A 14957-nucleotide genomic window follows, 5' to 3' on the forward strand; every position below is an offset into this window, starting at 1 on the left:
TGCGCCGACCCCGGCACCTGCACCTGCGCCGGTGGAAGCACCGAAACCAGCGGCCCCGGTGAAAGCCGAGCCGGCGAAAAAAGCAGCGGCCAAGCCAGCGGCGAAGAAGCCTGCGGCCAAAACCGAAACGAAAAAGCCGGCGGCCAAACCGGCAGCGAAAAAGGCTGAGCCGGCGAAGAAACCAGCGGCCAAGCCTGCTGCAACGACCGAGACCAAGGCGCAGTAAGGCTTTGTTCACATGAAAACGCGGCCCTCGGGTCGCGTTTTTTTTGCCCTGCGTTTCAGTCCTTCGTCATCCGGTTACGGGACTTACCGGCGTACCGGAGCCTTCCCACAAGATGCTCGGAATGAGGTGATAGCGGCTGCCAGCGCGCCAATTTTATGCTGGAAAAAATTGGAGGCATGCTATGAAAACGCTTATCGCGATACTGGTTTTGATTGCACTTTCCGGATGTAGCAACGGGCAATTTTTCCCCGGCGGCTATGGTTCTGAACTGGCGCACAAGTGCCACATAGACCCCTACAGTGCCGAATGCCTGCAACCGCCGGCAGTACTTCATAACTGATCGGCCATGAATGGCTGGTCAGTTAAAACTCCCACTTGAAGAACTCTGTCCCGTTCCGCAGTTTCCTCAGCCACTTTTGCTTGGGTTTGCGCAGGCGCCCGATATCAAAACCGTTCATTTGTTCAAGCGCCCTATCCTGAGATCGCCTTTAATCCTTCCTTAACACCTCGCTCGCAGACTCTTGATCGTATTTCTCGATATTTCAAAGCAAAATTTTCCGCTTTAATTCGATAGATAACTCGCTAGTCTTGGTTCGCAGTTCTCACAGGATTTGGGCAATGCAGCTACGTAACTCTTCTTCGCGCTATGGTTGGGTCAGCATCTTCATGCACTGGGGCGTGGCGTTGGCGGTCTTCGGGCTGTTTGCGTTGGGTCTGTGGATGGTCGGGCTGGATTACTACAGCACCTGGCGCAAAGACGCGCCGGATCTGCACAAGAGCATCGGTCTGGTGCTGCTCGGTGTGATGGTGTTGCGGGTGCTGTGGCGTTTCATCAGCCCGCCGCCGCCAACGCTGCAAAGCTACAGCCGCATGACCCGTATCGGCGCCAAGTTCGGCCACGGGTTTCTGTATCTGGCGCTGTTCGCTGTGATGATGGCCGGTTACCTGATTTCCACCGCAGACGGTGTCGGGATCCCGGTGTTTGGCCTGTTTGAAGTTCCTGCACTGCTCTCCGGACTACCGGATCAGGCAGATACCGCTGGGGTGATTCATCTCTGGCTGGCGTGGGCACTGGTATTTTTTTCCGGTCTCCATGCGTTGGCAGCATTGAAGCACCACTTTATCGATCGTGATGCGACCCTCACTCGAATGCTCGGTCGCAAAGCCTGAAATTCAACCTCGACTCAAAGGAAAAGAAAGCATGTTGAAAAAGACTCTGGCCGCTCTGGCAATCGGTTCTGCACTGCTCTCGGCTGGTCAGGCCATGGCTGCGGACTACAAAATCGACAAGGAAGGCCAGCACGCCTTCGTTGACTGGAAAATCAGCCACCTGGGTTACAGCTTCATCCACGGTACCTTCAAAGATTTCGACGGTACTTTCTCTTGGGATTCGGCCAAGCCTGAAGCCAGCAAGATCTCTGTGGATGTGAAAACTGCCAGCCTGTGGTCGAACCATGCTGAACGTGACAAGCACATCGCCAGCAAAGACTTCCTCGACGTGAGCAAGTTTGCTGATGCCAAGTTCGTCTCCACCGCCGTTAAATCGACCGGTGAAAAGACTGCTGACGTGACCGGCGACCTGACCTTGCACGGCGTGACCAAGCCTGTGACCTTCAAGGCCACATTCAACGGCGAAGGCAAGGATCCATGGGGCGGCGAGCGCGCTGGCTTCAACGCCAAGACCACTCTCAATCTGAACGAGTTCGGGATCAAGGGCCCAGGCCCAACCTCGCAAACAGCAGATCTGGATATCTCGCTGGAAGGTGTGAAAGTCAAATAACTTTCGCTCGCCACAATAAAACGCCCCTGGTCGAAAGGCCCGGGGCGTTTTTTATTGCCTGCGACACATTCCCTGTGGGAGCGAGCCTGCTCGCGAAAGCGGTCATTCCGGCAACATCATTGCTGACTGACCCGCCGCCTTCGCGAGCAGGCTCGCTCCCACAGGGGTATTGCGGTGTGGCAGAGATAATCGAGGTAAAAAAATGCCCCGGCTCTTTCGAGTCGGGGCATTTTTCATGACGGTATGAAACTCAGCGATTGCGGGTCAGCAGTGCTGGTTTCTCGCCACGTGGGCGGCTTGGCAGTTGATCGAGCTGCTCAGGCGTCGGGAAGCGGTCGGCTTTCGATTCCTTGTGCATGATCTTCGGCCCGTTGCTGCGCGGATTCTGCACGGCCGGTTCGCTGCGTGGCTGATCGTCACGGGCCGGACGGCGGTTGCGCGGCGCGGATTCGTCACGACGACCCTGACCGTCACGCGGTGCGCCATTGCGTGGGCCGCTGCGTTTGGCCGGTGGCGTGCCGGTGCTCGAACCGTTGCTGTTGCGCGGACCGTTCTGGCGTCCCTGAGGCTGACCACCGCGTGGTGCGCCTGCGCCTTGCGCCGGTGCGCCCGGACGACGGCCACGGCCGCCGGCAGGAGCGGCCTTCGGCACGTAGTCAACGCGGTTACCGAAGTTATCGATATCGTCGTCGAGGAATTCGTCCGGGGCACGGTCAGCCGCTGCACGCGGTGGCTGGCTCGGGCGCTGTTCGCGGCTCGGGGTGCCTTCGCGCGGTTTCTGCTGACGGGCAGGGCGCTCGCCACGTTCACCGGCCGGCTTTTCCTTGCCCTTGTCTTTGCCTTTGTCCTTGCGACCGCCGCCACCGCCGCCGCCATTCGGGCCGTCGCCACGTGGGCCACGGGAATTGCGCGGGTTGCGGATGTCCGGACGCTCGCGGGCTTCCGGCTTCTCGGCTTCGATGGTGCTGGAGTCGAAGCCCATCAGATCGCCGTCGGCAATCTTCTGCTTGGTCATGCGCTCGATGCTTTTCAGCAGCTTCTCTTCGTCTGGCGCGACCAGCGAGATCGCTTCGCCGGAACGACCGGCGCGGCCGGTACGGCCGATACGGTGCACATAGTCTTCATCGACGTTCGGCAGCTCGAAGTTGACCACATGCGGCAACTGGTCGATGTCCAGACCACGGGCGGCGATGTCGGTGGCAACCAGAATGCGTACTTCGCCGGCCTTGAAGTCGGCCAGGGCTTTGGTGCGCGCGTTCTGGCTCTTGTTACCGTGGATCGCCACAGCCGGCAGGCCATGTTTGTCCAGGTATTCAGCGAGACGGTTGGCGCCGTGCTTGGTGCGGGTGAAGACCAGTACCTGTTCCCACGCGCCGGCGGTGATCAGGTGCGCCAGCAGCGCACGTTTGTGGCTGGCCGGCAGGCGGAACACGCGTTGTTCGATGCGCTCGACCGTGGTGTTCGGCGGCGTCACTTCGATGCGTTCCGGATTGTGCAGCAGTTTGCCGGCAAGATCGGTGATGTCTTTGGAGAAAGTCGCCGAGAACAGCAGGTTCTGACGCTTGGCCGGCAGACGTGCGAGGACTTTCTTCACGTCGTGGACAAAACCCATGTCGAGCATGCGGTCGGCTTCGTCGAGAACGAGAATTTCCACGTGGGACAGATCGACGCTGCCCTGGCCGGCGAGGTCGAGCAAGCGACCCGGGCAGGCGACGAGGACGTCGACGCCACGGGACATGGCCTGGACCTGCGGGTTCATGCCGACGCCGCCGAAGATGCAGGCGCTGACGAATTTCAGGTCACGGGCGTAGATCTTGAAGCTCTCGTGCACCTGGGCCGCGAGTTCGCGGGTCGGGGTCAGGACCAGCACGCGCGGTTGGCGCGGGCCGTGACGCTGGGATTTGTCCGGGTGACCGTTGGGGAACAACCGCTCCAGAATCGGGAGGGCGAAACCGCCGGTTTTACCGGTACCTGTCTGAGCCGCCACCATCAGGTCGCGACCTTGCAACACGGCGGGAATGGCCCGCTGTTGCACCGGAGTAGGCTCGGTATAGCCCGCATCTTCGATGGCACGGACTAAAGCCTCGGAGAGACCGAGGGAAGCAAAGGACATGAGTAATCCTGTTTTAGTTAGGGCTTGGCCCAATGGGAGTCTTGCCTGGCGCGAATCACGTTTAAGAGGACGCAATCCCGTCCGGTCCAGCGGCGGTTCCGAAGGCACGTCAGGAGCGCTCGCGCGGGCTGGAAGCTGCGCTGTAGCGGGTCGAGAGGCCTGTTACGGTTCCGGGCGTCCGGGCGTGAGCCTGGCGGGAACGCCGGAGTATAACAGAGCAATCACTGCGCGCTGCTTTCCTGCTGCTCAACGGTTTTGCCGCCGGCCGTGGCCGAACGCAGTGACGCGCTATCAACGGGCGCAGCACCGTAACGCGCGCTGAGCTCGGCGTAGGCCGGTTCGCGCTTGAACCGCTTGAGCTCGGCGCCGAAACGCTGCACCAGCAAATCCATACCGGCATTGCGCCGAACTGCAAGAAACTGGCTCTGACGACTGATAACCGTCGGGTTTTCCGTGATCAGATCGCGAATATTCAGCTCATCGAGCAAATGCTGACCGACGCGGCGATCGGTAATCAGCAGGTCGATACGCCCGCGCACCAGTTTGCCGAAATTGGCTTCATGAGTTGGTGCCGGCTCACGGGTAAACAGGTCCGACTGGCTGAAGTCAGGGCTGTACAGATAACCCGGCGAGGTGCCGATGGTCAGGCCTTTGAGTTGTTCGAGGGTGTTGAAAGGATGCGGCCGCTCATTGGCGTAGAACATCACGAATTCGACGTCGGACAAAGGTTCGCTGGGATAGAGCAGGGTGGCGTCGCGTTCGGCGCTGTGAAAGATGTCCAGCGCACCGTCGGCCTGGCCGGTCTCGAGCATCGACAGGCAGCGCTTCCACGGCAGGAACTGCCATTCCACTTCAATGCCCAGACGCTGGAACACGATGGCGGTGGTTTCGTAGTCAAGACCAAGGTTTTTGCCACCCTGTTCGTAGACGTACGGCGCCCACGGCTCGGTGACAATACGCAACTTCTCCCCCCGAGCGGCGACGCTCAGGCAAGTCAGAAGAATAACGCTCAGCAGTTGGGCAATAAGGGGCATGGCCTGAGGTTAGTACGCGAAACGCCTGATGAGAAGCTCTGGCATGCATGTTTCGCGCAGACCCCGGGCGCAATGGCCGCGATGGCCTTATTTGCTTGCGGTTTTCAGTAGGTGCTGATGGACCTTGGCGTGGCGCGCACCCAAGATCCGCTTGACCAGACCGCGACTGAACCAGTCCCTGAGCAAGTGCCTGCAAACCGGCTTGCCAATGCGTTGCTGCTGGTTTTCCAGCGCCTTGTCCCACCAGACCGCTGCACACGCCTGATCGAACTCGTTGGGATGTTCATAGCAGCCGTAAAGGATTTCGCGAATGAACTGACGCAGATGCGCCGGCAGCAGCAGCGTGACGAGCTTGTAGAACATGCGCTGCAAGCGCGGTGGTCGAGGCAGTTGCGGTGATACACGTCGGGTGTCGTCCAGTGCAGCCTCGCCGGTCGGGTTGTCGCCATGTTTGGCGACCCAGGCCTGAACCTTGGCCCTGAACAGGTGCTTGCGGCTCCAGTAATGGTGAATCAGATCCGGGCACTTGTTGACGTCGAGCGTGCGGTAGGCGGCCACTGACAGGCAGAACTCTTCGAGGGTGTAGGCGCCCTGTGCCGACGGGAACAGCTCATCAATCAAAGCGATGGAGCGGTCTAGCACGTGAGCGTCCTGCCGGTGCAAGCCGATGACGCCGGAGTTGAGCAGGCGCATGTGATCGTCAGTCAGGCCTTTGTCCAGCAGTGTGGCCGACAGCGTGCGGTAGAGCAGGCTCATCTTGTTGTCGCCATAGCGGGCGTAGTAGTCATTGCACAGCAGGGTGCCGGGCTGCACCCGCTCGAACAGTTTCAGCGGCGAGCAGTGGAAAAATGTATCGGTGTCGATCAACAGCGCCGTTTCATGCTCTTCAAGTACCGAGCGCAACGCGACATGTTTGATGCGGAAATGATAACCGTGGGGCTCGCTCCATTTCTGGCGCGTTTCGGCGTCCAGCGGGCGAATGCGCACGGGGAGATGCTCGTAGGGTTGCGGATTGTCGCTGAAGACCTGGATATCGATCGCGGCATCCGGTGTCTCGCGCAACCACGCCAGAGCACTGGCAATGCTGAAAACAGCTTCCTGATGGTAGGTCTCGGCACCGAAAACCAGATAGACCAGTTGAGGGCGTGTTTTTGTTTGCGCGCAGATCATCGACAACAATATTCCATTTGTGCTTTTCAGTGAAAAGGCCCGGTGAGGGCCTTTTTTATCGCATGGAAAACCTTCAGCGCGGCAGCTTGAGGTTGTTCCAGATGGCCAGGCTAGGTTCGGCCTGGTTCATCGAGTAGAAGTGCAGCCCCGGCGCGCCGCCCTGCAGCAGGCGTTCGCACATCTCGCTGACGACTTGTTCGCCAAAGCTTTGAATGCTTCGCGTGTCGTCGCCGTAGGCTTCCAGTTGCTTGCGGATCCAGCGCGGAATTTCCGCACCGCAGGCATCGGAGAAGCGCGCGAGTTTGCTGTAGTTGGTGATCGGCATGATCCCCGGCACGATCGGCAGATCCACGCCCAGCGCCTGCAAACGGTCGACGAAGTAGAAGTAGCTGTCGGCGTTGAAGAAGTACTGGGTGATCGCGCTGTCGGCACCGGCCTTTGCCTTGCGCACGAAGTTGGCGAGATCGTCTTCGTAGTTGCGCGCTTGCGGATGCATCTCCGGGTAAGCGGCGACTTCGATGTGGAAATGATCGGCGGTTTCTTCACGAATGAATTCCACCAGTTCATTGGCGTGACGCAGCTCACCGCTGGTCATGCCCATGCCGGACGGCAGGTCGCCACGCAGGGCAACGATGCGCTTGATGCCGGCAGCCTTGTATTCGTTCAGCAGGCCGCGCAGGTCGTCCTTGCTGTCACCGACGCACGACAGGTGCGGAGCGGCGGGTACTTTGACTTCGTTTTCCAGCTGCAACACGGTGTTGAGCGTGCGATCACGGGTCGAACCGCCAGCGCCGTAGGTGCAGGAAAAGAAATCAGGGTTGTAAGTGGCCAACTGACGGGCAGTGGCAAGCAGCTTTTCTTGCCCGGCATCGGTCTTGGTCGGGAAAAACTCGAAGCTGTAGCGACGGTCTTGGGACATTGGAGGGGACCTCCAGCTGCAAGCTGCAAGCTTCAAGCTGCAAGAGCAGCGGAGGTGCGCTGATCTCTTGTGCTTGAAGCTTGTGGCCTGACGCTGTTTTGAAATAGTGGCAGAGACTCAAGCTACGTACGACAAACTCGGCTTTTGACCTTACTTGCAGCTTGTAGCTTGAAGCTCCCAGCTGCTCTTAGTACCGGTAGGCGTGCGGCTTGAACGGGCCTTCGACGGTGACGCCGATGTAGTCAGCCTGTTGCTTGGTCAGTTGGGTGACCACGCCGCCGAAGCCGCGAACCATTTCCAGGGCCACTTCTTCGTCGAGTTTCTTCGGCAGCACTTCAACGGTCAGACGCTCGGCTTTCTGCGCTGGCGACAGGTCGGCGTATTTCTGGCCGAACAGGAAGATCTGTGCCAGTACCTGGTTGGCGAACGAACCGTCCATGATGCGGCTCGGGTGACCGGTGGCGTTGCCCAGGTTCACCAGACGGCCTTCGGCCAGCAGGATCAGGTAATCGTCGTTCTGTGGATCGAAGCTGCCAGCGCCGGTGCGGTGAACCTTGTGCACCTGTGGCTTCACTTCTTCCCATGCCCAGTTCTTGCGCATGAAAGCGGTGTCGATTTCGTTGTCGAAGTGACCGATGTTGCAGACCACGGCGCGCTTCTTCAGGGCTTTGAGCATGTTCGCGTCGCAAACATTGACGTTACCGGTGGTGGTCACGATCAGGTCGATCTTGCCCAGCAGCGCTTTGTCGATGCTAGCTTCGGAACCGTCGTTGATACCGTCGATGAACGGCGACACCAGTTCGAAGCCGTCCATGCAAGCTTGCATGGCGCAGATCGGGTCGACTTCGGAGACTTTAACGATCATGCCTTCCTGACGCAGGGACTGAGCCGAGCCCTTGCCCACGTCACCGTAACCGATGACCAGCGCTTGCTTGCCGGACAGCAGGTGGTCGGTGCCGCGCTTGATCGCATCGTTCAGGCTGTGACGGCAGCCGTATTTGTTGTCGTTCTTGGACTTGGTCACCGAGTCGTTGACGTTGATCGCCGGGATCTTCAGCTCGCCCTTGGCCAGCATGTCCAGCAGACGGTGTACGCCAGTCGTGGTTTCTTCGGTTACGCCGTGAACGCGATCGAGCACTTGCGGGTATTTCTTGTGCAGCAGCTCGGTCAGGTCGCCGCCGTCGTCGAGGATCATGTTGGCGTCCCAAGGCTGGCCATCCTTGAGGATGGTCTGCTCCAGGCACCACTCGTACTCTTCTTCAGTCTCGCCTTTCCAGGCGAACACCGGGATACCGGCGGCAGCGATAGCGGCAGCGGCCTGATCCTGAGTAGAGAAAATGTTGCAGGACGACCAGCGTACTTCGGCACCCAGGGCAACCAGGGTTTCGATCAGCACGGCAGTCTGAATGGTCATGTGGATGCAGCCGAGGATTTTTGCGCCTTTGAGCGGCTGCTCGGCAGCGTATTTGCGGCGCAGACCCATCAGGGCAGGCATTTCCGATTCGGCGATGATGGTTTCGCGACGGCCCCAGGCAGCCAGGGACATGTCGGCAACTTTGTAATCGGTAAAATCGGCAGGCGTGTTGACAGCGCTCATGAAGAGCCTCCATTCGTAATGTATGCGAATGGGCGCCGTTGTGCGTTTAGTGTCCGGCGTGAGCCGGTCAACGCCCCATCCGAGCCTGACAGGTCGAACCTGCTGCAGCGCCCCTCGGACAGGTGGCGGGAAAACGGTAGCCAGTGAACGTTACCGTTTTTTGAAACGGGGGCGATTATAGCCGCCCGGGCTGATCTTCCAAAGGGTTTCTGTCGGCCAGATGAAGATCGCCAATGGCGACCATAGTCGCAGCTGCCTGGAGCCTGACTGATCAGTCTGCCAAGATGGGCGCATCTTTCGGCAAGCGCTCAGGAGTGAACATGAATTTCCACACCCGCAAATGGGTTAAACCCGAAGACCTCAACCCCAACGGCACCCTGTTCGGCGGCAGCCTGCTGCGCTGGATCGATGAAGAAGCGGCGATCTACGCCATCGTGCAACTGGGCAACCAGCGTGTGGTGACCAAGTACATCTCGGAAATCAACTTCGTCAGCGCCTCGCGCCAGGGCGACATCATCGAACTGGGCATCACCGCCACCGAATTCGGCCGCACCTCGATCACCCTGACCTGCGAAGTGCGCAACAAGATCACCCGCAAGAGCATCCTGACCGTCGAGAAGATGGTGTTCGTCAACCTCGGCGAAGACGGCCTGCCGGCGCCGCACGGGCGGACCGAGATCAAATATGTGAAAGACCAGTTCAAGGATGACGAAGCTGTTCAATAAGATCGGCGGCGCATTCTTCGCGAGCAGGCTCGCTCCCACAGGTACAGCGTGATCCTTGTGGGAGCGAGCCTGCTCGCGAAAGCGGTTGCCAATTCAGCGGAGATTCGCCTGGCCACTGAACAGCCATGAAGCGCAACGGTCGTAGCTACATCCCCCCCCACCGGTTGCCACGCCATGACCACCCCCACCAGCGACAAGACCCCCGACCTCTCGGCCAAGGAGCAGCACGAAGTCGAGAAGAGCCAGCCGCCGCGCGCGGCCGTTCTGCATGAAATCATCCGCACCCAGGGCGATCAGGAACTGGAGCGCAGCATTGCCGCGCTGTGGTGGTCGGCGCTGGCGGCAGGGTTGACCATGGGCCTGTCGCTGATGGGCATGGGATTGCTCAATTCGCGCCTGCCCGACGGCGACGAATTCAAGGTGATCGCCAGTTTCGGCTACTGCGCCGGTTTCCTCGCGGTCATCCTCGCGCGCCAGCAACTGTTTACCGAAAACACCCTGACCGCCGTGCTGCCGGTGATGACCAGGCCGACGCTGAAGAATTTCCTGCGCCTGATCCGTCTATGGACAGTGGTATTGGTCGGCAACCTCTGCGGGACGATTCTGGTGGCGTACGTGATGCTGGAACTGCCGATTTTCGACAGCAAGACCGACGTCGCCTTCCTCGAAATCGGCCGCAAGGTCATGGAGCACAGCGCCAGTCAGATGTTCGCCAAGGGCATCGTCTCCGGCTGGATGATCGCCACCATGGTCTGGATGATCCCGTCCATGGAGAGCGCGAAGATGTGGATCATCATCCTCATCACCTACTTCATGGCGCTGGGCGACTTCACCCATATCGTCGTAGGATCGGCGGAAGTGTCGTATCTGGTGTTTGCCGGCGAGTTGCCGTGGAGTGATTTCTGGGCGGTGTTCGCCGGACCTACGCTGGCGGGGAACATCATTGGCGGCAGCTTTATCTTCGCGCTGATCAGCCATGCGCAGATTCGCAGCGAAAGCGGTGCGCCGAAGGAATCTGCAGATCAGGCTGTCAAGCCCGATCCGCAGTCGATCAAGAAATGATCAGTGGTGGGCTGGCTCAGGCACGCTGGCCGGCTCGTTGCGCGTCGCGTGCTTGACCAGTTTGCCGATGGTCAGGCCCTGCAGCAGGATCGACGACAGCACGACGATGTAGGTGATGCTCAGCAGCAGATCGCGCTCCGGGCCCAGCGGCAGGGCCAGCGCCAGTGCCACCGAAACACCACCGCGCAAACCGCCCCAAGTGAGGATGCGGATGGTGCCGGCCGGCACTGAGCGCCAGCGACGCAGCAGCAGGATCGCCGGCGCCACGGTAAGCAGACGCGACAACAGAATCGCCACCGCCAGCAGACCTGCGGCGGCCATGTGCAGCCAGTTGAACGGCAGCAGCAACAACTCCATGCCGATCAGCGCAAACAGCAGCGCGTTGAGCATGTCATCGAGCAACTCCCAGAAGCCGTCCAGATAACGCCGGGTCATGTCGTTCATTGCCAGATTGCGCCCCAGGTTGCCGATGATCAGACCGGCCACCACCATCGCAATCGGCGCCGAGACGTGCAGTTCGGTGGACATCGCCGAGCCACCGATCACCAGGGCCAGGGTCAGCATCACGGTGATCTGATGCTGCTCGACGCTTTTGATCATCCGATAGACCAGATAACCGATCAGCCCGCCGAACAACACACCGCCAATGGCCTCATGGACGAAGAGCATGGCCGTGGCGCTGACGGTCGGGGTTTCGCCCAGTTGCGCGATGCCCAGCAGCACGGTGAAGACCACCACCGCCGTGCCGTCGTTGAACAGTGATTCGCCGACGATGGTGGTTTTCAGTGGTTTCGAAGCGTTGGCGGTACGCAGTACGCCGAGCACGGCAATCGGGTCGGTCGGTGAGATCAGCGCGCCGAACAACAGGCAGTAGAGGAAACTCACGTGCCAGCCGAACAGGGCAAAAATGTAGAAGGCCAGGCTGCCGATCACCACGGTGGCGATCAACACGCCGAAGGTGGCCAGCAGGCCGATCGGCCAGCGGTAGCTGCGCAAATCATTGAGGTTGACGTGCAGGGCGCCGGCGAACAGCAGGAACGAGAGCATCCAGTTCATCAGCAGATCGCCGAAATCGATCTGGCCGATCAGTTGCTGCACGCGGTCTTCGAGGCCGGGAAAGCCGAGGACGCTGAGGCCTTGCAGGAGCAGTGAGAACAGCAGGGCGGTAACCATCACGCCGATGGTCGGCGGCAGGCCGATAAAGCGGAAATTGACGAAGGTCAGGAGGGTGGTGAGGCAGATGAAAGCGGCGACGAGTTCAAGCATCCGGGGTCCTTTGGATGGAGAGTGAATGGAGCGCGACCGGAGGTTGGACGCAGGGGTTTGATGGGCAAACAGCGACATGGGACACACCACAGTTCATTGTGGCGAGGGGATTTATCCCCGCTCGGCGGCGAAGCCGTCGCAAACCAGGTTATCGATTATTCCTGACAAAACCCGATTGAAGGTTTTTGGGGCTGCTGCGCAGCCCAACGGGGATAAATCCCCTCGCCACAGGTGGTTAGTCGCAGAGGTCTCAGCCAGTCACATTGACCGCACTCGCCCGCCGACGTTGCAGGTAAATGAACAACAGCGCCGTCAGCACCGTCAGCACGCCGACCAGCGCCCCGGTCCACGGCAGGTCCGCCAGATCCGCGCCGCTGGCAACCACCAGCCCGCCAATCCAGGCACCTGCTGCGTTGCCCAGATTGAACGCGCTCTGGTTCAGCGTCGAACCCAGATTCGGCGCTTCGTGCGCCTGATCGATGATCAGCAACTGCAGAATCGGGCACAGCGCAAAGGCGAAAATTCCCCACAGCACCAAGGTAATCGCCGCCGGAATCACCGCACGGCTGGTCTGGCTGAACGCCGCGAGAATCACCACAACTGCCAGTGCCACGCCGACCAGTGACGGCAGCAAGCGGCTATCAGCCAGGCGCCCGCCGAGCATGCTGCCCGCTGTCAGGCCGACGCCGAACAACAGCAGCATCACCGTCACGCCGTGGGGGCTGACGCCAGTGATGTCTTGCAGGATCGGTGCGATATACGTGAACACGCTGAACAGGCTGGTCGAGGCCAGCACGCTCATGCCCAGCGCCAGCAGCACGTTGGCCTTGCCCAGCACTTTGAATTCGCTGGCGAGATTGGCCTTGTCCATCGCGATGTGTTTCGGCAACCACAACCATTGCGCCAACGCCGCCACAATGCCAATCACCGACACCGCCCAGAAGGTCGAGCGCCAGCCAGCGTATTGGCCCAGCGCTGTGCCGAGTGGCACGCCAAGCACGTTGGCCAGTGTCAGGCCGGTGAACATCATGGCAATCGCCTGCGCACGTTTGTTCGGCGCAACCAGCCCGGCAGCAACCACCGAGCCAATGCCGAAAAACGCCCCGTGACACAGCGCCGTAACCACCCGCGCCGCCATCAGCGTCGCGTAGTTGGGTGCCAGCGCGCAGAGCACGTTGCCGAGGATGAACATCAGCGTCATGCCCAGCAATGTCGCTTTGCGCGGCATATTGGCGGTGCCGATCGCCAGGATCGGTGCGCCGAACACCACGCCCAGGGCGTAACCGGTGATCAGCAGTCCGGCGTGAGGAATGCTCACCGCCAGATCGCGGGCGACGTCGGGCAGCAGGCCCATGATGACGAATTCGGTAGTGCCGATGCCGAACGCGGCAACGGCGAGTGCAAGCAAAGCGAGGGGCATGCGCAAGGTCTCTGTCGGTAGTCTTGACGCTTTGATCAGGCATACGCGTGCCAGCGACCGTTTTCGAAGAAAGCGGAGCAGGCAGCTTTTATTGGAATTTTTTGGTGTGCAGCTGAGTACGGCGCGGTGGTTGCAGTATAAACAGCTGCTGACACATGGCGAATCAATAATCTGACTAATCGACGGCGCGCTGGAAGTGCCGTGTTATATCCAGCTGAAAGAACCTTTCTGCCGGGCGCGGCTCTTAGCCTGTGGGCAGGTGCTGATCGGCATGCTGGTGATGAATTTCTGATCGCTCGCCAATTTCTCCAATCGAAAAAAGGACGACGTTATGACAGTGGCTCTGTGGTGTGTGTTGATCGCGATTTTCCTGCCGTACGTGTGCACGATCGTGGCGAAGGCCAGCGGCGGTTTCCGCCTCAAAGACAATTATGATCCACGGGACTTTCTCGACAGCGTCGATGGCGTCGCCCGTCGCGCCCACGCCGCGCAACTGAACAGCTTTGAAGTAACGCCTGCGTTTGCCGCTGCGGTGATCGTTGCGCACCTGGTCGGCACTGCGCAGCTGGTGACGGTCAATGTGCTGGCCGTGCTGTTTATCACCAGTCGCCTGCTGTACATCATCTGCTACCTGGCCGACTGGGCTGCACTGCGTTCGGTGGTGTGGTTTATCGGGATGGGGCTGATTGCTTCGTTCTTCTTTGTGTCGATCTGATTATCGGCTATTGCTGCCGGCCTCTTCGCGAGCAGGCTCGCTCCCACATGGAAAGGCATTTCAGATGTGGGAGCGAGCGTGCTCGCGAAAGCGATGGATCAGACTACGAAGAACCTAAGACTTTTGCTTCGGTGTATCCGCCACCTGCGGCACTTGCGGCAACTCTTTTCCTTTAGGCCAGAGCATCCATATCTGCCCCTGCTGTTTCATGTCCCCGGCCAGTTGCCCGGCCGCATCACCCGTGCCCCAGAACAGATCCGCGCGCACCTCGCCGGCAATCGCGCCGCCGGTATCCTGCGCCGCGACCGGGCGCACCAGTGGGGTGCCATCCGGCTTGGTGGTCGACAGCCATAACAGACTGCCCAACGGAATGACCTTGCGATCCACTGCCGCGCTGTAGCCGGCGGTCAGCGGTACGTTCAGCGAGCCGCGCGGGCCTTCGTTGCTGTCCGGGTTGCGGGTGAAGAACACGTAGCTCGGGTTGCTGGCCAGCAGTTCCGGAATGCGCGTCGGGTTGGCCTTGGCCCAGTTGCTGATTGCGGTCATGGTCACGTCTTCTTTCTTCAGCTCGCCTTGCTCGACCAGCCAGCGACCGATCGGCCGGTACGGGTGGCCGTTCTGATCGGCGTAGGCGATGCGCAACTGTTTGCCGTCCTCGGTCTGAATCCGGCCCGAGCCCTGGATCTGCAGAAATTGCAGATTCATCGGATCAGTCAGATAGGCGACCACTGGCGCTTTCACGCCTTTGGATTCGATGGTCGCCGCGTCGTCGTAAGGCTTGAGCACGCGACCTTCGAGGCGGCCGCGCAGGCGCTTGCCTTTCAATTCCGGGTAGATGCCGTCGAGCGAGACGATGATCATGTCTTCCGGCACGCCATACACCGGCACGTTTGCTGTTGCGGTGGGCGTCAGGCTGCCGGGGTACACCGG

General features: G+C 60.2%; 14 protein-coding genes and 1 riboswitch. Of the genes, 6 read left to right on the plus strand and 8 right to left on the minus strand.

Features of this window, described 5'->3' with window-relative positions:
- The 3 genes from OQK_RS29950 to OQK_RS12900 form a co-directional block, all read left to right on the plus strand.
- Positions 1-226 (plus strand): hypothetical protein (locus OQK_RS29950; protein WP_177318477.1); only part of this gene is annotated, 226 nt, incomplete at its 5' end.
- A gap of 618 nt (positions 227-844) precedes the next feature.
- Entirely contained in the window at positions 845-1396 is a 552-nt protein-coding gene (locus OQK_RS12895) for a cytochrome b (RefSeq protein WP_016772765.1), read from the plus strand.
- 31 nt (positions 1397-1427) lie between these two features.
- On the plus strand, positions 1428-2006 hold the full coding sequence (locus OQK_RS12900; RefSeq protein ID WP_024014635.1) for a YceI family protein: 579 nt from the start codon (positions 1428-1430) through the stop codon (positions 2004-2006).
- 250 nt (positions 2007-2256) lie between these two features.
- Here OQK_RS12900 and OQK_RS12905 read toward each other — a convergent pair whose 3' ends face one another.
- The 5 genes from OQK_RS12905 to ahcY all read right to left on the minus strand — a co-directional run bounded on the left by OQK_RS12905 (position 2257) and on the right by ahcY (position 8839).
- Positions 2257-4119 carry a DEAD/DEAH box helicase gene (locus OQK_RS12905; protein WP_016772767.1) on the minus strand — a complete coding sequence of 621 codons (1863 nt, stop codon included), beginning with the start codon at positions 4117-4119 and terminating at the stop codon, positions 2257-2259.
- 221 nt (positions 4120-4340) lie between these two features.
- Positions 4341-5153 (minus strand): substrate-binding periplasmic protein, encoded by an 813-nt coding sequence (locus tag OQK_RS12910; protein WP_016772768.1) that lies wholly within the window; start codon positions 5151-5153, stop codon positions 4341-4343.
- A gap of 87 nt (positions 5154-5240) precedes the next feature.
- Entirely contained in the window at positions 5241-6323 is a 1083-nt protein-coding gene (locus OQK_RS12915) for a hypothetical protein (RefSeq protein WP_016772769.1), read from the minus strand.
- A 73-nt stretch (positions 6324-6396) separates the two neighbouring features.
- Entirely contained in the window at positions 6397-7242 is an 846-nt protein-coding gene (gene metF, locus OQK_RS12920; protein ID WP_016772770.1) for a methylenetetrahydrofolate reductase [NAD(P)H], read from the minus strand.
- A gap of 187 nt (positions 7243-7429) precedes the next feature.
- Positions 7430-8839, minus strand: a complete 1410-nt coding sequence (gene ahcY / locus OQK_RS12925) for an adenosylhomocysteinase (protein ID WP_016772771.1) — start codon at positions 8837-8839, stop codon at positions 7430-7432.
- 23 nt (positions 8840-8862) lie between these two features.
- A riboswitch (S-adenosyl-L-homocysteine riboswitch) is annotated at positions 8863-8961 on the minus strand.
- A gap of 198 nt (positions 8962-9159) precedes the next feature.
- Here ahcY and OQK_RS12930 point away from each other — a divergent pair.
- A complete protein-coding gene (locus OQK_RS12930; RefSeq protein ID WP_016772772.1) occupies positions 9160-9564 on the plus strand; it encodes an acyl-CoA thioesterase in 405 nt (134 codons plus the stop codon).
- Between the two features lie 174 nt (positions 9565-9738).
- Positions 9739-10626 (plus strand): formate/nitrite transporter family protein, encoded by an 888-nt coding sequence (locus OQK_RS12935; RefSeq protein WP_016772773.1) that lies wholly within the window; start codon positions 9739-9741, stop codon positions 10624-10626.
- Here the strand turns inward: OQK_RS12935 and OQK_RS12940 are convergent, their stop codons facing one another.
- Positions 10627-11892 carry a cation:proton antiporter gene (locus tag OQK_RS12940; RefSeq protein WP_016772774.1) on the minus strand — a complete coding sequence of 422 codons (1266 nt, stop codon included), beginning with the start codon at positions 11890-11892 and terminating at the stop codon, positions 10627-10629.
- Between the two features lie 250 nt (positions 11893-12142).
- The gene (locus OQK_RS12945; RefSeq protein ID WP_016772775.1) at positions 12143-13312 is read right to left on the minus strand and encodes an MFS transporter; all 1170 of its coding nucleotides are present in this window, start codon (positions 13310-13312) and stop codon (positions 12143-12145) included.
- Between the two features lie 331 nt (positions 13313-13643).
- Here OQK_RS12945 and OQK_RS12950 point away from each other — a divergent pair, with 331 nt between their 5' ends.
- Positions 13644-14027 (plus strand): MAPEG family protein, encoded by a 384-nt coding sequence (locus OQK_RS12950; RefSeq protein WP_016772776.1) that lies wholly within the window; start codon positions 13644-13646, stop codon positions 14025-14027.
- Positions 14028-14141: 114 nt separating this feature from the next.
- Here OQK_RS12950 and mltA read toward each other — a convergent pair.
- Positions 14142-14957: murein transglycosylase A (gene mltA / locus OQK_RS12955; protein WP_038860913.1), on the minus strand; the 816-nt coding region annotated here is incomplete at its 5' end.

Source organism: Pseudomonas sp. R62, assembly GCF_000257605.1.
GTDB lineage: Bacteria > Pseudomonadota > Gammaproteobacteria > Pseudomonadales > Pseudomonadaceae > Aquipseudomonas > Aquipseudomonas atacamensis.